The sequence below is a fragment of the Kitasatospora sp. NPDC001527 genome (assembly GCF_040298605.1).
Taxonomy (GTDB): domain Bacteria; phylum Actinomycetota; class Actinomycetes; order Streptomycetales; family Streptomycetaceae; genus Kitasatospora.
On the sequence record NZ_JBEPAM010000001.1, the window covers coordinates 160,540 to 182,220 of the forward strand.

General features: G+C 75.3%; 17 protein-coding genes. 12 read left to right on the forward strand and 5 right to left on the reverse strand.

The genetic code is table 11. The features are described from left to right. Nucleotides 1-270: 270 nt before the first annotated feature. From acs to ABT238_RS00780, 3 genes are all read right to left on the reverse strand, one after another. The gene (gene acs / locus ABT238_RS00770; protein WP_350755067.1) at nucleotides 271-2,247 is read right to left on the reverse strand and encodes an acetate--CoA ligase; all 1,977 of its coding nucleotides are present in this window, start codon (nucleotides 2,245-2,247) and stop codon (nucleotides 271-273) included. 212 nt (nucleotides 2,248-2,459) lie between these two features. Then, nucleotides 2,460-4,892, reverse strand: coding sequence for a SulP family inorganic anion transporter (locus tag ABT238_RS00775; RefSeq protein WP_350755069.1), 2,433 nt, complete (start codon nucleotides 4,890-4,892; stop codon nucleotides 2,460-2,462). Nucleotides 4,893-5,332: 440 nt separating this feature from the next. After that, nucleotides 5,333-6,358 (reverse strand): ATP-binding protein, encoded by a 1,026-nt coding sequence (locus tag ABT238_RS00780; protein WP_350755071.1) that lies wholly within the window; start codon nucleotides 6,356-6,358, stop codon nucleotides 5,333-5,335. 218 nt (nucleotides 6,359-6,576) lie between these two features. On the opposite strand from ABT238_RS00780, the gene ABT238_RS00785 reads away from it, so the two are divergent. Beyond that, entirely contained in the window at nucleotides 6,577-7,497 is a 921-nt protein-coding gene (locus ABT238_RS00785) for a Fic family protein (RefSeq protein ID WP_350558585.1), read from the forward strand. A gap of 405 nt (nucleotides 7,498-7,902) precedes the next feature. On the opposite strand, the gene ABT238_RS00790 is transcribed toward ABT238_RS00785, so the two are convergent. Further along, nucleotides 7,903-8,883 (reverse strand): HAD family hydrolase, encoded by a 981-nt coding sequence (locus ABT238_RS00790; protein WP_350558582.1) that lies wholly within the window; start codon nucleotides 8,881-8,883, stop codon nucleotides 7,903-7,905. 681 nt (nucleotides 8,884-9,564) lie between these two features. Here ABT238_RS00790 and ssd point away from each other — a divergent pair. The 7 genes from ssd to ABT238_RS00825 all read left to right on the forward strand — a co-directional run bounded on the left by ssd (nucleotide 9,565) and on the right by ABT238_RS00825 (nucleotide 15,265). Then, nucleotides 9,565-10,689, forward strand: a complete 1,125-nt coding sequence (gene ssd / locus ABT238_RS00795) for a septum site-determining protein Ssd (RefSeq protein WP_350755074.1) — start codon at nucleotides 9,565-9,567, stop codon at nucleotides 10,687-10,689. Further along, nucleotides 10,689-12,032 carry a TadA family conjugal transfer-associated ATPase gene (locus tag ABT238_RS00800; RefSeq protein WP_350755076.1) on the forward strand — a complete coding sequence of 448 codons (1,344 nt, stop codon included), beginning with the start codon at nucleotides 10,689-10,691 and terminating at the stop codon, nucleotides 12,030-12,032. The genes ssd and ABT238_RS00800 overlap by 1 nt, the downstream gene beginning before the upstream one ends. Before the next feature lie 459 nt (nucleotides 12,033-12,491). After that, nucleotides 12,492-13,250, forward strand: a complete 759-nt coding sequence (locus ABT238_RS00805) for a hypothetical protein (protein WP_350558542.1) — start codon at nucleotides 12,492-12,494, stop codon at nucleotides 13,248-13,250. Further along, nucleotides 13,247-14,050: a type II secretion system F family protein gene (locus ABT238_RS00810; RefSeq protein ID WP_350558539.1), complete on the forward strand. Its 804-nt coding sequence runs from the start codon at nucleotides 13,247-13,249 to the stop codon at nucleotides 14,048-14,050. Before ABT238_RS00805 ends, ABT238_RS00810 begins: the two co-directional genes overlap by 4 nt. A 72-nt stretch (nucleotides 14,051-14,122) precedes the next feature. Beyond that, nucleotides 14,123-14,377 carry a DUF4244 domain-containing protein gene (locus ABT238_RS00815; protein ID WP_350755078.1) on the forward strand — a complete coding sequence of 85 codons (255 nt, stop codon included), beginning with the start codon at nucleotides 14,123-14,125 and terminating at the stop codon, nucleotides 14,375-14,377. Next, nucleotides 14,367-14,795 (forward strand): TadE family type IV pilus minor pilin, encoded by a 429-nt coding sequence (locus tag ABT238_RS00820; protein ID WP_350755080.1) that lies wholly within the window; start codon nucleotides 14,367-14,369, stop codon nucleotides 14,793-14,795. The genes ABT238_RS00815 and ABT238_RS00820 overlap by 11 nt, the downstream gene beginning before the upstream one ends. Then, nucleotides 14,792-15,265 carry an Rv3654c family TadE-like protein gene (locus ABT238_RS00825; RefSeq protein ID WP_350755082.1) on the forward strand — a complete coding sequence of 158 codons (474 nt, stop codon included), beginning with the start codon at nucleotides 14,792-14,794 and terminating at the stop codon, nucleotides 15,263-15,265. The genes ABT238_RS00820 and ABT238_RS00825 overlap by 4 nt, the downstream gene beginning before the upstream one ends. Here the strand turns inward: ABT238_RS00825 and ABT238_RS00830 are convergent. After that, nucleotides 15,260-17,836 (reverse strand): DEAD/DEAH box helicase, encoded by a 2,577-nt coding sequence (locus ABT238_RS00830; RefSeq protein WP_350755084.1) that lies wholly within the window; start codon nucleotides 17,834-17,836, stop codon nucleotides 15,260-15,262. The genes ABT238_RS00825 and ABT238_RS00830 overlap by 6 nt on opposite strands. Nucleotides 17,837-18,058: 222 nt before the next feature. Between ABT238_RS00830 and bldG the strand changes: the two genes are divergently transcribed. The 4 genes from bldG to ABT238_RS00850 all read left to right on the forward strand — a co-directional run bounded on the left by bldG (nucleotide 18,059) and on the right by ABT238_RS00850 (nucleotide 21,522). Continuing rightward, complete coding sequence (gene bldG / locus ABT238_RS00835; RefSeq protein WP_344342978.1) at nucleotides 18,059-18,400, forward strand: anti-sigma factor antagonist BldG; 342 nt, start codon at nucleotides 18,059-18,061, stop codon at nucleotides 18,398-18,400. A gap of 177 nt (nucleotides 18,401-18,577) precedes the next feature. Beyond that, a complete protein-coding gene (locus ABT238_RS00840; RefSeq protein WP_350755086.1) occupies nucleotides 18,578-18,997 on the forward strand; it encodes an ATP-binding protein in 420 nt (139 codons plus the stop codon). Between the two features lie 133 nt (nucleotides 18,998-19,130). Next, nucleotides 19,131-19,829 carry a hypothetical protein gene (locus tag ABT238_RS00845; protein ID WP_350755087.1) on the forward strand — a complete coding sequence of 233 codons (699 nt, stop codon included), beginning with the start codon at nucleotides 19,131-19,133 and terminating at the stop codon, nucleotides 19,827-19,829. 160 nt (nucleotides 19,830-19,989) lie between these two features. Next, nucleotides 19,990-21,522 (forward strand): DUF7059 domain-containing protein, encoded by a 1,533-nt coding sequence (locus ABT238_RS00850; RefSeq protein WP_350755088.1) that lies wholly within the window; start codon nucleotides 19,990-19,992, stop codon nucleotides 21,520-21,522. Nucleotides 21,523-21,681: the final 159 nt, after the last annotated feature.

Consider the following 21,681-nt stretch of genomic DNA (forward strand, 5'->3'; position numbering starts at 1 on the left):
GATCTTGATGCGTCTTTGACATTGTAGCGTGGCGACAAAGGGACATCCGGATTGTCCTATCTAAGGACTTAAGCCCTCCGCGGCCCGTTGTGCACGGCGACCGGCTGCCCTGGGGCCCTGGGCCGGTGCCGCGGACGCGACGGTGCCCCGGACGCGACGGTGCCCCGGACACGACGGTGCCCCGGGCGGTCACGACCGCCCGGGGCACCCTCACGTACGCCTCCCCTCACCCACGGCGCACGGCGGCGGCGTGGGTGAGGGGGTTGTGGGTCAGCTCTCGCTGCCCGCCGGCGGCAGCTGGGCCTGGATGAGGTTCATCACCGTGGAGTCGGCCAGCGTGGTGGTGTCACCGACCTCGCGGCCCTCGGCGATGTCGCGCAGCAGGCGGCGCATGATCTTGCCGGAGCGGGTCTTCGGCAGTTCGCCGACCACCTTGACCTGCTTCGGCTTGGCGATCGGGCCGAGCGTACGGCCGACGTGCGCCCGCAGCTCCTCGACCAGCTCGGGGCTGTCGGTGGCGCTGCCGCGCAGGATCACGAAGGCGACGATCGCCTGGCCGGTGGTCGCGTCGGTGGCGCCGACGACGGCGGACTCGGCCACCGACGGGTGTCCGACCAGGGCCGACTCGACCTCGGTGGTCGAGATGTTGTGGCCGGAGACCAGCATGACGTCGTCGACCCGGCCGAGCAGCCAGATGTCGCCGTCCTCGTCCTTCTTGGCGCCGTCACCGGCGAAGTAGCGGCCCTCGAAGCGCGACCAGTAGGTGTCGATGTAGCGCTGGTCGTCGCCCCAGATGGTGCGCAGCATGGACGGCCACGGCTCGGTGAGCACCAGGTAGCCGCCGGAGCCGTTGGCCACCTCGGCGCCGTTGTCGTCGACCACGGTGGCCGCGATGCCCGGCAGCGCGCGCTGGGCGGAGCCCGGCTTGGTCTCGGTGACGCCCGGCAGCGGGCTGATCATGATCGCGCCGGTCTCGGTCTGCCACCAGGTGTCCACGATCGGGGTCTTGCCGGCGCCGATGTGCTCGCGGTACCAGATCCACGCCTCGGGGTTGATCGGCTCGCCGACGCTGCCCAGCACCCGCAGCGAGGACAGGTCGAACTTCGCGGGGATGTCGTCGCCCCACTTCATGAAGGTGCGGATCGCGGTCGGCGCGGTGTAGAGGATGGTCACGCCGTACTTCTGGACGACCTCCCAGAAGCGGCCCTGGTGCGGGGTGTCCGGGGTGCCCTCGTAGATGACCTGGGTGGCGCCGTTGGAGAGCGGGCCGTAGACGATGTACGAGTGACCGGTGACCCAGCCGATGTCGGCGGTGCACCAGTAGACGTCGCTCTCCGGCTTGAGGTCGAAGACGGCGTGGTGGGTGTAGCTGGCCTGGGTGAGGTAGCCGCCCGAGGTGTGCAGGATGCCCTTGGGCTTCCCGGTGGTGCCCGAGGTGTAGAGGATGAAGAGCGGGTGCTCGGCGTCGTGCGCCTCGGGGGTGTGCTCGGTGGACTGGCGCCCGGTGGCCTCGTGCCACCAGACGTCGCGGCCCTCGGTCCAGGCGATCTCCTGGCCGGTGCGGCGCACGACCAGGACGTGCTCGACGCCGTCGACCTTGGTCAGCGCCTCGTCGATGGCCGGCTTGAGGGCGGACGGCTTGCCGCGCCGGTAGCCGCCGTCGGCGGTGATGACCAGCTTGGCCTGGGCGTCCTGGATGCGGGAGGCCACGGCGTCGGCGGAGAAGCCGCCGAAGACCACCGAGTGGGTGGCGCCGATCCGGGCGCAGGCGAGGATCGCGACGACCGCCTCGGCGATCATCGGCAGGTAGATGGCGACCCGGTCGCCCTTGGCGACACCGAGCTCCAGCAGCGCGTTGGCGGTCTGCGAGACCTCGTCCTTGAGCTGGGCGTAGGTGATAGAGCGGCCGTCACCGGGCTCGCCCTCGAAGTGGATGGCGACGCGGTCGCCGTTGCCGGCCTCGACGTGCCGGTCGACGCAGTTGTAGGCCACGTTGAGCTTGCCGTCGGCGAACCACTTGGCGAACGGCGGGTTGGACCAGTCGAGGGTCTGGGTGGGCTCGACGGCCCAGCTGAGGCGGCGGGCCTGCTCGGCCCAGAAGCCGAGGCGGTCCTCGGAGGCCTGAGCGTACGCGGCCGCGGTGACGTTGGCGGCTGCGGCGAGCTCTGCCGGCGGGGCGAAGCGCCGCTCCTCCTTGAGCAGGTTGGCCAGGCTCTCGTTGCTCAACGCGCACTCCTCATGAGTCATGATCGGGGTCGTTTCCCGTGCGTGGGGATTGTCCCGTGTGTCCCAGCGCACAGCTCACCAGGCGAAGAGGTCAGTTGACAAGAGGCTCCGGATAATTGGTGTAGACCTTTGACCGGGCATCGAACGGTCGCCCGAGGTCGGCGGTGCCCCCGGGTGTCATCGGGAGGTGGGCCCGCGTCCTTGGCCCGCCCGGCGGGACGCGGGCCCGGCTCTCAGGCGGCCAGGCCGGGACCTCCTCCGTCCCCGGCCTGGTCCGCGACGGTGGTGCCGGTGGCCGGAACCTGTTCGAATTCCTTCACGTGTCCGGGCGTGTCGCCCTCCTGTGCCGGCGTCGGCGCCGGTGCCAGCGCCCGGGCGGAGGCCGGTGCCGCTGCCTCGACCGGGCCGAACCGGCCGGTCTCCCGGTCGAGTACATAGGCCTGTGCCGTGGCGAAGTCGAAGTACATGCCGACCAGCCGCAGGGTGCCCTCGGTCACCCGCCGCTCCACCGCCGGATTGGCCAGCAGTTGGTCCAGCTGCTGGACCACGTTGGTGATGCACAGCTGCTCGGTCAGGTCGACCGCCGGCCGGTCGGCGAACTCCGCCGGGACCCTGCGCAGCCGGTCCAGCGAGCCGCGGCCGTTGCGCAGCCAGCGGGCCAGCGGGGTGGGCCGGCCGGGCTGCTCGTGCACCCCGTCCAGCAGGGCCTTCATCGCCCCGCAGCCCGAGTGCCCGCAGACCGTGATCGACCGCACCTCCAGCACCTCGACCGCGTACTGCACCGCCGCCGCCACCGAGTCGTCGGCCGCGCCCGGCTCGTGCGGCGCCGGTACCAGGTTCCCGACGTTGCGCACGGTGAAGAGGTCGCCCGGCCCGCTGTTGGTGATCATGCTGGTGACCATCCGGGAGTCGGCGCAGGTCAGGAAGAGCTGTGAGGGCGTCTGCCCCTCCCGGGCGAGCCGGGCCAGCTCGGGCCGCACCAGTGGGGCGGTGTGCAGCTGGAACACCCGCACTCCGTCCAGCAGCCGGCCGTGCGGGTCCTCCTGCTGCTCGATGCAGTGGTGGCCGACCCAGGGCGTCCAGGCCCGGCAGCGGTGCGGGCCCGGGGAGCTGCCGGCGCGGACGGTGCCGTCCGGGTCGAGCACCTCGTCGTCCTGGCGGCGCGTCACCATCGACACCCGGCCGCCGCCGGCCTGGTGGCCGGTGCGCCAGCCGTGCACCGTCTCGAAGGCGGCGTGGTCCAGGAAGGAGCCGTCGTGGACGACGGTGACCTCGGCGCCGGCCGGGATGCCCGCCAGCGCCCGGCTGAGCCGGGGCACCGCGGTGAAGGTGAGCGGGCCGTGCGTCTCCACCGTGTACGAGCCGTCGGCACCGGCCAGGACGTCCACGTGGGCGCGGGTCAGCCGGTAGAGCGCGAGCAGCACGGCCGTCGCCGCGCCCAGTGCCACCCCCGGCAGCACGCCGCAGAGCACCACGGCGAGCACGGTGATCAGGTAGACCGGGAACTCGCGGTGCCGGTGCACCTTGCGGATGTGCGCGAAGCTCACCATCTGCAGGCCGACGACCAGCACCAGGGCGGCGAGCGCGGACAGCGGGATCCGGCGCAGCCCGCCGGTCAGGGCGAGCGCGGCCGCCAGCACCCACACTCCGTGCAGCACCGAGGACCAGCGGCTGCGCGCCCCGGCCCGGACGTTGGCCGTGCTGCGTACCGCGCCGCCGGCGACCGGAAGTCCGCCGACCAGGCCGCTGACCAGGTTGGCGAGGCCCTGGCCGCGCAGTTCGCGGTCGAGGTCCCCGGTGCGGCGCGACATCCGGTCGACCGCGACGGCGGAGAGCAGCGACTCGACGCTCGCCACGGCGGTGACGGTCAGCACGGCGGCCAGGACGGCGAGCGGCGGGCCGTGCGGCAGGTCGGGGACGAGGCCGTGCGGCTGCCAGGCGGGCAGTTCGATCCGGGCCAGCCGCAGGTCCAGCACGACGGCGAGCCCGGTGGCGGCGGCGACGGCGGCGAGCGGTCCGGGCACCCTGGTCAGCCGGCTGCCGAACTCCCCGTACCGGCCGGGGAGTCTCTCCAGCCGGGGCCAGCCGAGCAGGACGGCGGCGGTGAGCGCGCCGATGGCCAGGGCGGCGGGGTGCGGGGTCGACAACTGGCCGGGCAGGGCGAGCAGGTTGGCCAGGGCCGAGCTCTGCGGCGAGCCGCCGAGGACGACGTGCAGTTGCGCGATGGCGATGGCGAGGCCGACACCGGCCAGCATGCCGTGCACGATGGCGGGTGAGACGGCCAGCGCGGTGCGGGCCACCCGCCGTGCGCCGAGCAGGAGTTGGAGCAGGCCGGCGGCGAGGGTGATGGCGCAGGTGGCCTGCCAGCCGTACTGGGCGATGAGCCCGGCGGTGATCACGGTGAGCGCGGCGGAGGGGCCGCTGACCTGCAGCGGGGTGCCGCCGAACAGGCCGACCACGAGGCCGCCGACGGCCGCCGCGGCCAGGCCGGCGGTGAGCGGGGCGCCGGTGGCCAGGGCGATGCCGAGGGAGAACGGCACGGCGATCAGGAACACCACCAGGGAGGCCGAGAGGTCCCGGGCCAGGGCGGCGCGGGGACGTCGGCCCGGTGGGGCGTGGTCGGTGGTGTCGGAGGGGATGGGGGCGCTGGAGATGTCGAGGGTCATGGGTCTTCCCGTCTGTCCGGGGAAACGAACGCAGTCAGGTCCGGCGGTGAGTCCGGGCATGGGCTCGGTGGAACGGATCGGCTGTCGTGGGTCGCGACGGTGTGGCGGGATGGCGCGGCCGGGCCGGGAGTGCGGGTGTCACCGGCCGGGCCTTGGACCATCGGGCGACCCGGCGGTCGCTCGGCCGGGCGCTGGGAGGAGCCAGGCCGCGGCGAGGGGCGCCGGGACGGAAGCGGAATATCAAGACTCGGTAAACCGAGGGTAATGAGAGCTTTGCACAGCGTCATCCGGAGCGACAGTGAATAAATGCCTGATTCACTCCATTGGGTGGTGGTCGAACGGCCGGGAATCTGCTGGTGGCGGGCGTGCCGGGGATGCGCGCGGGCCGCGGTCCCCGTGCGGGGGACCGCGGCCCGTGGGTGGTGCGGCGGGGGTCCGGCTCAGACCGCCGCGCCGGCGGCGGTGGGTTCGCCGACCGGGGCGGGACCGCCGGCCGGGGCGGGCTCGCCGCCGAGCACGAAGTCCGGGTCGACCTGGGCGGCGAGGTCCGTGCCGACCTTGGCGTTGGCCCAGCTCTCGGCGTTGCGCAGGTGGAAGAGGACGGCCTGCTCGGTGTACCGGCGCGGGTCCCGCAGCCCGTACACGGCGTCGGCGGCCGCGCGCAGCTCGCCCAGCGCGGCGCGGATGGCGGGTTCGAGGGCGCGCAGCGGCGGTTGCGCGCCCTGCTCCAGGCGGCGCACCCAGTCGGACTGTCCGAAGGCGGCCAGCAGGTCCTCGCCGACCTCGCGGCGGAGGAAGTCCAGGTCGTCGAGGCCCTGCACCTTGTTGCCGACGACTCGCAGCCGCACGCCGAAGTCGCGGGCGTAGTCCCGGTACTGGCGGTACACCGAGACGCCCTTGCGGGTGGGTTCGGCGACCAGGAAGGTGAGGTCGAAGCGGGTGAACAGCCCCGAGGCGAAGGAGTCGGAGCCGGCGGTCATGTCGGTCACCACGTACTCCTCCCGGCCGTCGACCAGGTGGTTGAGCAGCAGCTCCACCGCGCCGACCTTGGAGTGGTAGCAGGCGACGCCGAGGTCCTCCTCGGCGAACGCGCCGGTCGCCAGCAGCCGCACCGAGCCCTCGTCGAGCGCGACCGCGCGGGCGCAGGCGGTGTAGACCGGGTTCTCCTCGACGATCCGCAGCAGCCGCGAGCCCCGGCCCGGCGGGGTGGTCTTGATCATCTCCTCGGCGGAGCGGATCAGCGGATTGCTGCCGCGCAGGTACTCCTTGATCTCCGGCAGGTGGGCCCCGAGCGCGGGCAGTGCGGCGGCCTGGCCGTCCGTCAGCCCGAGCGCCGGGCCGAGGTGCTGGTTGATGTCGGCGTCGACGGCGAGGACCGGCCGGCCCGCGGCGGCCAGATGGCGGATGAACAGCGCGGACAGCGTGGTCTTGCCGCTGCCGCCCTTGCCGACGAAGGCGATCTTCATCTTGGGACTCCGGCTCTCGCTCCTGGGCCCGCCGCGGTCGCGGCTGCGCGCCGCGGCGAGGCCGACGATCTCCCGAGGTGGAAATCGTTATCATCTTCGGCCATTGCCATGCTATCGGCGGTTTCGGGTCGCATGTCGGAGGGAAGTGAGGATTGCCTCTATCGGGTGATGCGAGGTTGCTGTTCCGGCCGGGGCACCTGGTCATTACTCTCGGGTAGGTGAGCACTGGAACAGATCCCCTCGCCCCGCTGGCCCAGCTCCCCGGGGTGCCGGACGCGGTGGCCGAGGTCCGCAAGGCCGTCGACCGCCTCTACGGCCACCGGGTGATGCGCCGCCGCGCGGCCGAGGTCACCTCCGAGTCCGCCCTGCGCGGCGCCCGTGCCTCGGCGGCGCTGGCCGGGGCCGACTGGCCGCTGGAGGAGGTCCGGCGGCGCAGCGACTTCGGCGCGGACCCGCAGGCCCGAACGGTGGGCGCCGCACTGCGGATCGCGGCCGAGGCGGGCCAGCTGCTGAGCGTCTGGCGGCACTCGCCGCTGCAGGTGCTGGCGCGGCTGCACCTGCTGGCGGTCGGGGACGCCGACCCGGCGGCGGGCCGGCCGCGACAGGGCGGCGAGGGCGGCGACGAGCCGTTCCCGCTGGAGCTGAAGCCGGTGGAGGGCGTCGCCGCGGACCACGCGCCGGTGGCCGGGCCGGTCGGCGCGACGGCGGACGGGCCCGTGCCGGCGCTGCCGGCGGCGCCCGGCCCCGAGGAGGTCGCCGCCCGGCTCGACCAGCTCTCCCGGCTGCTGGTGGCCCGCGCCGAGGGCCGGGGCGTCGGCACGCCGGCCCTGGTGGTCGCCTCGGTGGTGCACGGCGAGTTGCTCGCGCTGCGGCCGTTCGGTGCCCACAACGGCCTGATCGCCCGGGCCGCCCAGCGGATCGTGCTGATCGCCGAGGGTCTCGACCCGAAGTCGATCTGCCCGGTCGAGGTCGGCCTGGTGGAGCTGGGGACGGACGCCTACCGGCGGGCGCTGGCCGGCTACCTGGCGGGGACGCCGGAGGGCCTGGCGGCCTGGATCGGCCACTGCGGCCGGGCGCTGCGGCTCGGCGTGCGCGAGAGCACGGCGGTCTGCGAGGCGATGCAGCGCGGCATGGTCTGAGCGGCGGCGGTCTGAGCGGCGGCGGTCCGGGCGGCGGCGGTCCGGGCGGCGAGGGGCCGTTCGGGCCGAACCGCCCGGCCGGACAACGAGATGCGGCGGCACCTGATCCTGCCAGGTGCCGCCACTGGCACAGATGCCGGGTGACCATGCATGCACCGGAAGTGCCGATCAGACGGGGATCCTGCCCGTTCGTCTGGTCCGGCGGCCCGACAGCGGGTCGGCTGCATGTGGGTGCTCGGTCATCTGTACGGCGGTCCGTGGGGCCTGAACTGCGTTGACGGTTTGACCTCTTCGGTCCTGACCGGGTCTCGCGGGCCGTGTTTCCTTTGTATCGCGTTTCGAGCGAAAGGGGAACCCGAAAAGCGACGTCTTCGGCTTTTGACCGTTTTGTCCAACGCCTCGCGCTCAGGCCGCCGGGCGCCGCCGCCGGGCCGCGTACCAGATGACCCCGGCCGTCAGCGCGGCCGTGCCGACCGCCACCGCCGTCAGCACCGAGCGGCTCGGCGCCGAGAATTCCGGGAGCCGGCGCCGGAGTTCCACCGGCTTGTCGAAGACCAGCACCGGCCACTCGCGGGCCACCGCCTCCTTGCGCAGGGCCCGGTCCGGGTTGACCGCCGAGGGGTGGCCGACCGCCTCCAGCAGCGGCAGGTCCGTCGACGAGTCGCTGTAGGCGTAGCACTCGGTCAGGTCGTAGCCCTCGACCTCGGCCAACTCCCGGATCGCGGCGGCCTTGTTCTCGGCGTAGGCGTAGTACTCGATCTCGCCGGTGTAGCAGCCGTCCTCGATCTTCAGCCTGGTCGCGATCACGTGGTCCGCGCCGAGCAGCGCGCCGATCGGCTCGACCACCTCGGAGCCGGAGCTGCTGACGATGACCACGTCGCGTCCGGCCGCGTGGTGCTGCTCGATGAGCGAGGCGGCCTCGTCGTAGATGATCGGGTCGATCAGGTTGTGCAGGGTCTCGGCGACGATCTCGCGGACCTGCTGCACGTTCCAGCCCCGGGTGAGCGCGGAGAGGTACTCGCGCATCTTCTCCATCTGGTCGTGGTCCGCGCCGCCCACCAGGAAGACGAACTGGGCGTACGCACTTCGCAGGACGGCCCGACGGTTGATCAGACCGCCCTGGTAGAACGGACGGCTGAACGCGAGGGCGCTCGACTTGGCGATGATCGTCTTGTCGAGGTCGAAGAAGGCGGCGGTGCGGGGGCCGGCCGGGCGCGGCCGCGCGGCGGGCGGGCGGGCCGCGGGCGGGGCTGCGTCGGGCCCCGCGGGCCGCGGGCCGGTCACGGCCGTCCCGTCGGGCCCGGGCGTCCCGTCGGTTCCGGCGGCTGCGGCGGTGGAGTCCGGGGACTCGTCGGCGTGCTCGTCGGCGTTCTCGGTGGTGTCCACGGGAACCGAGGATAGAGGGCGCCGCAAAACAGCCCGCCATTCGGCGTACTCGTGGGCGTGCGGGTTTGTGTTTCTGGCCGCTCGGGTACACCATGGAAGTCACGGATCGTTCGCGACCGTGCTAACCCGGTCCGGCTCCTCCCCCCCGAGTCGGGCCGTGGATAGACGACCCCCGCTCTCCCCCCCGGCGGGGGTCGTCGCACGTCCGGGGCCATTTTCAGGGCTTGAACGGCTCGCCGCGGAGATCGGGCGGCCGGCCCCGCCGGCGTCTACAGGGGGTGTCGGCGAGCGGGGGTGATCCCTCCTTTTCGTCACTCTCCGTAGAAGGTCTGTCGAGTCTGGCCCAGGGCCGGCTCCGGCCCCGCGGCTTCGGGAATGAGGCCCGGACCTGCCCCGGGGAGCCTGCGGCGCGCACCGCGCTATCGGGATCCGCCGCTATGGCGGTTCATCTCCGTGAGCCCGTTTCGTCAATTCTTTGTTCAATAGCCCCCCGTGTGGGTGAACGTTTTCGTCCACAGCCCCGAGTTGTCCACAGGGATTCGGAACCCGGCGGCCGGAATCCGGATCGCCGTCCACCGTGATGTCCGGCAGCGGTCGCCGGCCCGTGCCGCGGGCCCGGCGACCGGCCGCGGGAGCGACCGGACACCAGGAGCCGGACACCAGGACGACAGGGGAGCCGCCATGACGAAGCCCATCACCGACCGCGCCACCACCGGCGGGCCGGAGTCCCCCGGACCGCTCGTCCTCACCGGGGACGACGGCCTGGCCGAGCAGCTGCTGCGGATCTGCGCGGCGGCCGGCACCGAGCCGCGGCTGATCCGGGGCGCTCCGCCGCCGCGCGAGCTCTGGGAGGGCGCGTCCCTGGTCCTGGTCGGCGACGACCGGTCCGGGCAGTGCGCCGGGCTGCCCCGCAGACCCGGGGTACTGCTGCTCGGGCTGGACCTCGACGACGCGGGCGTCTGGGTCAGGGCTGTCCAACTCGGCGCGGAGCACGTGCTGTTCCTGCCCGAGGCCGAGGCCTGGCTGCTCGACCGCGTCGCCGACGCCGCCGAAGGGGGCGGCGCTCCGGCGCGTACCGTGGCCGTGCTCGGCGGGCGGGGAGGTGCCGGCGCCTCCACCCTGGCCTGCGCGCTCGCGGTCACCGCCGCGCGCCGGGGCCTGCGCACGGTGCTCGTCGACGGCGACCCGCTCGGCGGCGGCCTCGACATCCTGCTCGGCGGGGAGACCGCCGCCGGCCTGCGCTGGCCGGACCTCGCCGGTTCCCGGGGCCGGGTGAGCGGCGCCGAGCTGGCCCGGGCGCTGCCCGCGCTCAAACGGCTCGGCACCCTGTCCTGCCTGTCCTGGGACCGTGGCGACACCCTCGCGGTCCCGCCCGAGGCCATGCGCAGCGTTCTCGCCGCCGCCCGCCGCCGGGGCGGCCTAGTGGTGGTCGACGTTCCCCGGCGGCTGGATCCGGCGGCCGGGCAGGCGCTGGAGCAGTCCGACACGGCCCTGCTGGTGGTGCCGGCCGAGCTGCGCGCGGTGGCGGCCGCCGACCGGGTGGCCGCGTCGGTCCGGATGCGGCTCGACGACGTCCGGGCGGTGGTGCGGCCGCCGGGGCCCCTCGGGCTGCCCGCACAGCGGGTCGCGCGGGGGCTGCGGATGCAGCTCGCCGGAGTGCTGGAGCCGGAGCCCGGTCTGGCAGTGGACCTCGAACAGGGCGTGCCGCCCGGCATCCGGGAGGGCGGGCCGCTGGCCCGCTTCTGCGGGGCGTTCCTGGACGAGGTGCTTCCGCCGGTGCCGGCGGTCGAAGGGGGTGTCGCCTGATGGTGCGGCTGCGCAGAACCGGCACGGGGCCGGCTGTCGATCGCGGTGGTGACGCGCCCCGGGCCCGGCGCGCGCTGCGGAGCGTCCCGGACCTCGGGAGCGCCCCGGCGGCCGTTCCCCGGCCCGCACCGAACCCCTACGGCCGAACGGCGCGGGAGGAGCGCGCCGCCGCTCTGGTCGACGCCGTCCGGCTGCGGCTGGCCGAGTCCGGGGCGCCGCCGACCGCCGGGTCGGTGGCGACCGCCCTGCGCGCCGCCAGGCCGCCGCTCGGCGGTGACGACGTCCTCGACACCGTGCGCTCGCTCTGCGCCGAACTGGTGGGTGCGGGCCCGCTGGACCGGCTGCTGGCGGCGCCCGACGTCACGGACGTCCTGGTCAACGGGCCCGACGAGATCTGGTTCGACCGGGGCGGCGGTCTGCACCGGGCCACCGGCGTCCGCTTCGCCGACCCGGAGGCGGTGCGCCGGCTGGCCCACCGCCTCGCCACGGCGGCCGGGCGGCGGCTCGACGACGCGCGGCCCTGGGTGGACGCCAGGCTGCCGGACGGCACCCGGCTGCACGCCGTCCTGCCGCCGATCGCGGCCGGCTGCACCCACATCTCGCTGCGGGTGTGCCGCCCCCGGCCGTTCAGCCTGGACGAGCTGGTGGCCGGCGGAGCGCTCCCGCCGCGCGGCGGCGAGTTGCTGGCCGCCGTCGTGCGGGCCCGGCTCTCGCTGCTGGTCAGCGGGGGCACCGGCACGGGGAAGACCACGCTGCTCGCGGCGCTGCTCGGCCTGGTCGGTCCGGAGGAGCGGATCGTCGTCGCCGAGGACTCCGCCGAGCTGCGGCCCGACCACCCGCACGTGGTGCGGCTCCAGGGCCGTCCGCCCAACCAGGAGGGGCTGGGCGAGCTCACCCTGCGGGACCTGGTCCGCCAGGCGCTGCGGATGCGGCCCGACCGGCTGGTGATCGGCGAGGTGCGCGGGGCGGAGGTGGCCGAGCTGCTCGCCGCCCTGAACACCGGCCACGAGGGCGGCACCGGGACGGTCCACGCCAACACGGCGGCGGACGTGCCGGTGCGGCTGGAGGCGCTCGGCTCGCTGGCCGGGCTGGACCGCCAGGCCCTGCACAGCCAGCTCCGTGCCGCCCTCGACCTGGTGGTGCACCTGGTGCGGGAGCCGGTCAGCGGGCGCCGGCGCGTCGCCGAGATCCACACGCTGGGCGGCGACCGGCGCGGGCTCGCCGTCACCACCCCGGCGGTGGCGTTCACGCCGGACGGCGGGACGGTCCCGGGCCCCGGCTGGGAGCGCCTGACCGGTTTGCTCGCCGCCCGGGGAGCCGCGGTCGAGGAGGGTCCGCCGTGACGGCCGGGGCGGCGGAGGTGGCCTTCGCGCTGTTCATGGGCGGCTGTGCGGCGGGTGCCGTGCTGCTGCTCGGGCCGGGCGGCGGGCCGAGGAGACGAGCGGAGCGGAACGGTGGCCGCCGGGGCGGTCGGGGCAGTCGGGGCGGCGTTGGTGGCGACGGAGCGGGAGGTGGTGTCCATGGCGCTGGACGAGGTGGCGCTCTGGTGGGTGTTGATGTTGTGCGGGGCCGCGGTGGCGGCGTGGTGCGGGCTGCAGCGGCAAGTGGTGGGTGTACGTCGGACCGGTGCGGTGCTGACGGGTGAGGCCGACGCCGGTGCCGGTGGTGATGACGTCGGCGGCGCGGCGGTCGCGGTCCCACGGTGGCGGGGGAGGCTCTGGCGGCCCCTGCGGGGTGCTCCCGAACTGCTTCTGCTCCCCGGCGGGTTGGCGGCCGGGTGGGCGACGGGGTCGCCGGTTCCGGTGCTGGCGGCCGTGCCGGCCGTCCTGCCGCTGCGGCGGTGGCGGCTGCGGCGCGCGACGGCGGCCGAGGCGCGGCACCGGGCGGCCGCCGTGGTGGAGCTCTGCGCCGCACTGGCGGGCGAGTTGCGCGGCGGGGCGACGCCGGAGCAGGCACTGCACCTGGTGACCACGCGGATCGCCGCCGATCTCGTGGCGTTGCACAGGCTCGGTGCCGAACCGGTCGCCCGGCTCGCGGCGGGCCGGTACGGGGCGGACGTGCCCGCCGCGTTCCGGCTGCTCGCCGAACTGCCGGGCGGCAGCGGGGCGGCGGCGGTCGGTGCCTGCTGGGAGGTCACCGCCGCCGGCGGGTCGGGCCTGGCGGCCGGGTTGGACGGGGTGGCCGAGGCCCTGCGGGTCGAGCGCGCCCTCGCGGAGGAGATCGCCGCCGAGCTGGCGGCGCCGCGCACCACGATCGCGGTGCTGGCGGCCCTGCCGCTCGCCGGGCTGCTGCTGGGCGCGGCCCTCGGGGCCAGACCGCTGGAGGTGCTGCTCCACACACCCGCCGGGCTGGCCTGCCTGGTGGCGGGCGTGACCCTGGAGGGCCTGGGGCTGGCGTGGACCGCCCGCATCGTCCGGGCGGCCGCCGAGGGCGCCCTGGGCGCCGCCCCGCCGCGGGAGGCCGAGCCGCCGCCGGAGGAGTGGCGGTGCGGGATCAGCCGGACCCGGGCCCGGCCCGGTCGGCCGAGTGGGGCGTTCCGCCGGGAGGTGGGGTGCGGATGACCTGGCTGACGGAGCGGGCCGTCGCGGAGTCGGTCGGCGCGGGGCTGCTGCTCGCGGTGGTCGGTGGTTCGTCCGGGCGGTGGCGGGCGCGGCGGCGGGCCGACGCCCTGCTGGGTGCCGGGGACCCGCCCCGGCGGTGGCGGGTCGAACGGCGGCCGGCGGCGCGGGGGAGTCCCGCCCTCCCGGGGTGGGCGCGGCGGGCGGCGACGGTGGTGGCGGCCGGGCTCGGGGCGGCGGCCTTCCTCGGCGGACCGGGCGGACTGCTGGCGGGCGGACTGCTGGCCGTCGGGCTGCACCGCTGGATGCCCCGGGCGAGGTCCCCGGCGGAGCGCCGGGCCGCGCTGGAGGCGGAGCGGCTGGTGCGGCAGCTGCCGCTCACCGCCGAACTGTTGGCGGCCTGCCTCGGCTCCGCGGCCTCGCCGGCGGCGGCCGTGGCGGCGGTCGGCGCGAGCGTGGACGCCCCCATGGGTCCGCGACTGCTGTCGACCGCGGCCGAACTCGCCCTGGGAGCGCCTCCGGAGGTCTGCTGGAGGCGGCTCGGCGAGGAGCATCCGCCCCTCGCGCCGCTGGCCCGCTGCCTGGCCCGGACGAGTCTGAGCGGTGCCCCGGCCGCGGCAGCGCTCTGCGGCCTGGCGAGCGGTCGGCGGGCGGAGGCCGTGCGGACGGCGCACGCCCGGGTGCGCCGGGCCGGAGTGCTCGCGACGGCGCCGCTCGGGCTGTGCTTCCTGCCGGCGTTCGTCCTGGTCGGGGTCGCCCCCGTGGTCGTGGGGCTCACCGGCCGCTTCTCGTACGCGATGTGACGTGGCGGCACGTGGCGGCACGTGGCGTGACGACGCGCACGAGCGAACCCATTTCGATGCAAGGAGGAAACCATGAACGTGGCGATCAAGCCAGTGGCCGTCGCCGCTCCCGGGACGACGCGCCGGATCCGGCTCGCCGTCCCGCTCGCGATCCGGCGGCGGATCCGGGCCCGGGGCGACTCGGACGCGGGGATGACCACCGCGGAGTACGCGGTCGGAACGCTCGGGGCCTGCGCCCTGGCGGCCGGGCTGTACAAGGTGGCGACGAGCACGGCCGTGCTCGAAGCGCTGGCCGGTGCCCTGGACCGGGCGCTCCATGCGACCTGACCGGCGGCTGCGGCTTCGGCAGCAGTGGCGGTTGCCGCGGCGACGGCGGCGCGGCGACAACGGCTTCGTCACCGCCGAGACCGCCGTCGCACTGCCGGCGCTGGTGCTGCTGGGCGTGCTGCTGGTCTGGGCGGTGCTCGCGGCGGCCGCCCAGCTCCGCTGCGTCGACGCGGCACGGGTGGGCGCCAGGGCGGCCGCGCGCGGGGAGGCGGACGCCGCCGGGGTGGCACGGGCGGCCGCGCCCGCCGGCGCGGCGGTCCTGGTCGACCTCGCGCCGGACACCGTCCGGGTCACCGTGGACGCGCCGTACGGGGCACCGGGGCGGTTCGCGGAGGTGCTCGCGGTACGGCTGAGCGCCACCGCCGTCGCGGCCCGGGAGGACACCCTGCGAGGAGCGGAGGGAGGTGCGGGCCCGTGAGCGGACCGAGGAACCGTGCGCGGTCGGCGCCGCGCCGGGCCGACACCGGGTCGGCGACGGTCTGGCTGCTGGCCTGCGCCCTGCTCGGCTGCCTGGCGTGCACCGCCGGGCTCTCGGTGGGCGCGGTGGTCGGCGCCCGCCACCGGGCGGAGTCCGCCGCGGACCTGGCGGCGCTCGCGGCGGCCGACCGGCTGCTGCTGGACGCGGACGGGGGCTGCGCCCGGGCCGAGGCGGTGGCCGCCGCGCAGGAGGCCGCCGTGGTCTCCTGCGCGGTGGACCGGGCGGCGGACGCCGTCGAGGTGGTGGCGCGGGTGCCCGTCGCCGGACTGCCGCTGCGCCTGGCGGGGGGGCCGGCCCGGGCGCGGGCCAGGGCCGGACCGGTCAGGGCGCCGGTGGAGCCGGCGGACGAGGACGCGCGGGCCGCACTCGGTGAGGGCGGGCCGGACGAGTGGAACGGGGGCGGCTCATGAAGCTCCCGGCCCGCTCCCGTCGGTGGGTCGGTCGGTCGTCCGTCCGGCCTCCCGCTCCACCGCCCGGGCCGCCGCCTCGGCGCCGTCGGCCGCCTCGGCTGCCGCCTGGGCCGCCTCCGTCGGGTCCGGTACGTGCGTGGGCGCCACCCGCCCGTCGCGCCCGTCCCGCTCGTCCGGTCCGGCCTGCCCGTCCCGCCCGTGCCGCCCGTCCGGTCCGTCCTGAGCGGCTTCCCGGTCCCGGCCGGTCTCTTCGGCGGCCGCGGGAGCGCCGGCGAGCAGCACGTCCAGCAGCCGGACGGCGGCCGCCTTGTCCAGCGGGTCGTTGCCGTTGCCGCACTTCGGTGACTGCACGCAGGAGGGGCAGCCGCGCTCGCACTCGCAGGCGGCGATCGCCTCCCGGGTGGCGGTCAGCCACCGTACGGCCCGCTGGAAGCCGCGTTCGGCGAAGCCCGCCCCGCCGGGGTGGCCGTCGTAGACGAACACGGTGGGCAGCCCGGTGTCGGGGTGCAGCGGCACCGAGACACCGCCGATGTCCCAGCGGTCGCAGGTGGCGAACAGCGGGAGCAGGCCGATCGAGGCGTGCTCCGCGGCGTGGGCGGCGCCGGGCAGCTGGTCGGGCGGGATGTCCGCGTCGAGAAGCTGGTCCTCGGTGACCGACCACCACACGGCCCGGGTGCGCAGGGTCCGGGGCGGCAGGTCGAGCTTGCTCTCGCCCATGATCTCGCCGGTGGAGATCCGTTTGCGGAGGTAGCCGACCACCTGGTTGACCACCTCCACCGAACCGAAACTGAGCCGGCCCTCGCCCCAGTCGACGGTGGTGTCGGTCGAGAGCACGGAGATGGAGGTGATGTCCCGGGCGGAGGTCGTGTAGGGCGGATCGGCGAGCTCGACCAGGGCGACCGAGCTGTCCAGGTCGAAGTCCCGGACGAGGTAGCTGCGGCCCTGGTGGAGGTGGACGGCCCCGGTGTGCACGGTGGTGTGGGCGGCGGAGGCGTCCACGGTGCCGAGCAGCCGGCCGGTCGGCGCCTCGACGATCTGCACCGGGCTGCCGCCGCTGCCCCGCAGGTCGACGGCGTCGGCGGCCCGCTCGCGGCGGGTCCAGTACCAGGCGTCGCCGCGCCGGCGGAGCAGTCCGCGCCGCTCCAGCACCGGCAGCAGCGGCGCGGCCGAGGGGCCGAACAGCTCCAGGTCCGGATCGGTGAGCGGCAGCTCGGCGGCCGCCGCGCACAGGTGCGGGGCGAGTACGTGCGGGTTGTCCGGGTCGAGCACGGTGGCCTCGACCGGGGTGGCGAACAGCGCCTCCGGGTGGTGCACCAGGTAGGTGTCCAGCGGGTCGTCCCGGGCGATCAGCACGGCGAGCGCGCCCTGGGCCTCGCGTCCGGCCCGGCCGGCCTGCTGCCAGAGCGAGGCCCGGGTGCCCGGGTAGCCGGCCATCAGGACGGCGTCCAGGCCGGAGATGTCCACGCCGAGTTCGAGGGCGGAGGTGGAGGCGAGGCCGAGCAGCCGGCCGGAGTGCAGCGAGCGTTCCAGGGCCCGGCGCTCGTCGGCGAGGTAGCCGCCGCGGTAGGCGGCGACCCGGTCGGCGAGCGGGCGGGGGAGCTGGTCCTGGGTCTGCAGGGCGACGAGTTCGGCGGCGCGCCGGGAGCGCACGAAGACGACGGTCCGGGTCTCCCGTTCGACCAGGTCGGTCAGCAGGTGGGCGGCCTCGGCGGTGGCGGTCCGGCGGACCGGCGCGCCGTGCTCGCCGACGTTCTCGGTGAGCGGCGGCTCCCAGAGCCCGAAGACCATCGGGCCGCGCGGGGAGCCGTCCTCGGTGACCGCCTCGGCGGGCAGTCCGGTGAGGCGCTGGGCGGTGACGGCCGGGTCGGCGGTGGTGGCGGAGGCGAGCAGGAAGACGGGAGAGGAGCCGTAGCGGGCACAGATCCGCCGCAGCCGGCGCAGCACCTGGGCCACGTGCGAGCCGAAGACGCCGCGGTAGCCGTGGCACTCGTCGACCACGACGTAGCGCAGGGTCTTGAGGAAGGAGGACCAGCGGGCGTGCGCGGGCAGGATGCCCCGGTGCAGCATGTCCGGATTGGTGAGCACGTACGAGGCGTACTGGCGGACCCACTCGCGTTCCTCGGGCGGGGTGTCGCCGTCGTAGAGCGCGGCCCGGACGCGGGGCGGGGCGAGTTCCGCGGCCCGGCGGCGCTGGTCGGCGGCGAGCGCCTTGGTCGGGGCGAGGTAGAGCGCGGTGGCGCCCCGGCCGTTGCGCGCCTCGGTGCCGACCAGCAGGTCGGAGAGCACCGGGCCCAGGTAGCCGAGCGACTTGCCCGAGGCGGTCCCTGTGGCGATCACCACAGATTGGCCGGATTTGGCCAGATTCATCGCTTCCGCCTGGTGAGCCCACGGCTGCCGGACGCCCATGGCCTGGGCGGACGCCACGACCTCCGGCCGGATCCAGTCGGGCCACGGCGCATAGCGGGCGGGCCGGGCGGGAAGGTGCTCCGTATGGGTGAGCCGGTCCGACCGCCCTCGGGTGGCGGACAGGGTCGTGAGCAGAGCCTCGGGCGGGCTGTGACGCGGCGGCATGAGGACCCAGTGTGTCACCGGCGTGACGGAGAATCGTCCTAAGCCATCGTGCGGGCATGGTCGCAGGTGGTTGAATGTGGCCGTGACGGCCGTACGGCCGGGGGTCGCAGCGCCGAGGCTTGCCACGCACTGGCTGGGTGTGCCCGGAGTTCGCGACCATGCGGTGGCGGCCGTCCGGCCGAGGATCGCAATGACGTAGCAAGGCAAGGTGCTGGAGGTTCCGTGGACCTGTCCCTGTCGACCCGTACAGTCGGCGATCGCACGGTCGTCGAGGTTGGCGGCGAGATCGATGTGTACACCGCCCCCAAGCTGCGCGAGCAGCTGGTCGAGCTCGTCAACGACGGCAGCTACCACCTCGTCGTCGACATGGAGGGCGTGGACTTCCTGGACTCCACCGGCCTCGGCGTGCTGGTGGGCGGTCTGAAGCGGGTGCGTGCCCACGAGGGCTCGCTGCGCCTGGTGTGCAACCAGGAGCGCATTCTGAAGATCTTCCGGATCACCGGTCTGACCAAGGTCTTCCCGATCCACAACTCGGTGGACGACGCGGTCCAGGCGACCGACTGATCCGCAGGACCGACTGACCCGGCCGGGTCGGCCCCAGGTGGCCGGCCCGCCCGATCCCTATGCGTCCGGGCGCCGGGGCCGCGTGCCCCGGCCCGTCCGGCCGCCCCAGGGCCGGTCGACGCCGGCCCGCAGGGGCCGCGAGCCCGGCCCCGGTCGGAGCACCCCGAGGGGGAAGACATGGCAACCGTCGAACTTCGATTCAGCGCGCTTCCCGAGCACGTGCGCACGGCCCGGCTGGTGGCCGCGGCAGTCGCCAGGAGGGCCGGGGTCGACGAGTCGGTGCTCGACGAGGTGCGGCTCGCCGTCGGCGAGGCGTGCTCCCGCGCGGTCGGTCTGCACCGGCGCGGGGACGTCAAGGGCGCGGTGCGCGTCGCACTGATCGACCAGAAGAAGCGTTTCCTCATCGAGGTCGAGGACGAGGCCGGTCTCGACACCGTCCCGACCGCCGCGTCGGCGGACGGCGGCGAGCCGGACGAGGACGCGCTCGGCCTCGCGGTGCTCACCGGCCTGGTCGAGGACCTGGAGGTCACCGCCGGTGCCGGCGGAGGGCTGATCAGGATGAGCTGGCCGGCCTCGGTGGACGCGCTCGCGCACTGAGCGCCGCCGTGCCGCCCCGAGCGGCGGCGGCTCGCGGAGGGGGAGCGGGAGCAGGCCCGGGCGGGAACCGGGAGTCGAACGGCGGCCGTGTAGGTTCGCAGTTCGACGACCGAAACCGAAAGGGCTTCTCCCGGTGAACAAGCGACTGCTGGCCGTACCCGCGCTCGGGGCGCTGCTCGCGTTCGGCGCCGTCGGCTGCGGCGACGACAACAGCAAGCAGCTGGAGTCCTGGGCGGCGAACGTGTGCGGCGCGGCCAAGGACCCGATCGCCCAGGCGCAGACCGCGCTGGCGGACACCGCGCAGGTGAAGACCGGCGAGGCGCCGGGCGACCTGCAGAAGCGCCTCTCGGCGGACATCGGCCGGCTGGCCAAGACCAACCAGGACATCGCCGCCGCCATCGACGGGGCCGGCGCCCCCAAGGTGGACGACGGCACGACCCTGCAGAAGGACACCGTCGCCGAGCTCAACAAGGCGGCCGAGGGCTACCAGGACATCCAGAAGAAGCTGGACGCGCTCACCAGCGACGACCAGTCGAAGTTCGCCGACGGGCTGCGCAGCGTGGGCGACCAGATCCGCCAGCTGTCCACGCTCTCCACGCAGGCGCAGAACAAGCTGCAGCGTGGCGAGCTGGGCGCGGCGATGGCCAAGCAGGAGGGGTGCAAGCCGGGTGCGGCCGCCGCCGCTCCGACGGCCGCGCCGACGGACCAGGCGACCGGAACACCCACGGACGCGCCCTCGGCGGGTGCCACCGACGGCGCGAGCCCGGCGACCGGCGACCCCGCCGCCACCCCGGCGCCGACCACGCCGGCCGCCGCCCCTTCGGCGAGCTGACCGACCGCAGCCGACCAGCCGGATCCGAACCCGGGCCCGAAGCCGGACCCGGACCCGCACCCCGCACCCCCTCGGCCCCCGGCCGAGGGGGTCGTCGGCGTGCCGGGGCAAGCGGCCGGGACGGGCGGGCGGGGCGGGTCTCGCGGGGGACAATGGCGGGGTGATCAGTAGCCCCGCTCTCGACCCGACCCGCCTCGCCAAGCTGCGCGAGGCGCTGCTCGCCGCCTCGTACACCGCCGACGGCTGCCTGGACCTGCTCGGGCCCACCGGGTACGCGGCGCTGGCCCGCAGCGAGGCGGTGCCCGCGCTGCGCGCTACCCGCGGCGGCAGCCCGCTGGAGACGCTGGTGCGGCTCTTCCTGCTGCAGCAGCCGGTGCCCTACAAGGCGGCGGCCGCCGCTCTGCCGGTGGAGGACTGCCTGACCGACGGCTGGCTGCGCCCGGACGGCGAGCTGGTGCGCGCCACCGTCGACATCCGCCCGTACGCCAACGAGGTCGCCGGGCTGCCGGATTCGGACGCCTGGGTGGTCTCCGACCTGGGCTGCGCGGTCGGCGGCGCCGGCGGGATCGGCTCCGGGGAGACCGCCCACGGCGTGGCCCGCAAGGACCTGGTGCTCGGAGTGGGCGGCGCGTCCAGCACGCTGGCCAGCATCACCGTGCGCCGGCCGGTCGGCTCGGTGCTGGACCTCGGCTCCGGCTCCGGTGTGCAGGCGCTGCACGCCGCCCGGCACGCCCGGCGGGTGACCGCCACCGACCTCAACGCGCGGGCGCTGCGCTTCACCGAGCTGACCCTGGCGCTGTCCGGCTTCGACAACACCGAGGCCGCCGTCGGCAGCCTCTTCGAGCCGGTGGGGGAGCGGCGGTTCGACCTGATCGTCTCCAACCCGCCGTTCGTGATCTCGCCGGCCGGCCGGTTCACCTACCGCGACGGCGGGATGGCCGGGGACGACCTCTGCCGCAGTCTGGTCCGCTCGGCCGCCGCCCACCTGGAGCCGGGCGGCTACTGCCAGCTGCTCGCGAACTGGCAGCACGTCAGGGGCGAGGACTGGCACGACCGGCTGGCCGGCTGGGTGGCCGGCACCGGCCTGGACGCCTGGATCGTCCAGCGCGAGGTCCAGGACGTGGCGCAGTACGCGGAGCTCTGGCTGCGCGACGGCGGCGACCACCGCGGCCCCGGCGGCGACTACCGGGCCCGCTACGGCGAGTGGCTGGACGCCTTCGAGGCCGGCCGGGTCGAGGGCATCGGCTTCGGCTGGATCACCCTGCGGGCCGGCGGTGCCGAGCAGCCGACCGTCCGGGTGGAGGAGTGGCCGCACCCGGTGGAGCAGCCGCTCGGCCCGCACATCGAGGAGTGGTTCGACCGGCAGGACTTCCTGCGCACGCACGACGACGCGGGCCTGCTGGCGGCGCGGTACGTGCTGGCCGACGAGGTCGTCCAGGAGCAGGTGGGCGCACCGGGGGCGGAGGACCCGGAGCACGTGATCCTGCGGCACCACCGCGGGATGCGCCGGGCGACCACGGTGGACACGGTGGGCGCCGGCTTCGTCGGGGTCTGCGACGGGACCCTGTCGGCGGGCGAGATCGTCGACGCGATCGCCCAGCTGCTGGGCGAGGACCGGGTGGTACTGCGCGACCGGATGCCGGAGTCGCTGCGGCTGCTGACCGAACAGGGGTTCATCCGGCCGGTGGCCTGATCCCCGCCGTCACGAACCCCGCCGTCACGAACCCCGCAGGCCCGAACCCCACCGGTCGAAGCGCCGGCCCGAGCCCCGCTGGCCCGAGCCCCGCCGGCGCCGGCTGCCCGGGGGCCGGTTCACTTCGAGGCTTCCCCCGGTTCGGCGGCCGTTCGCCGA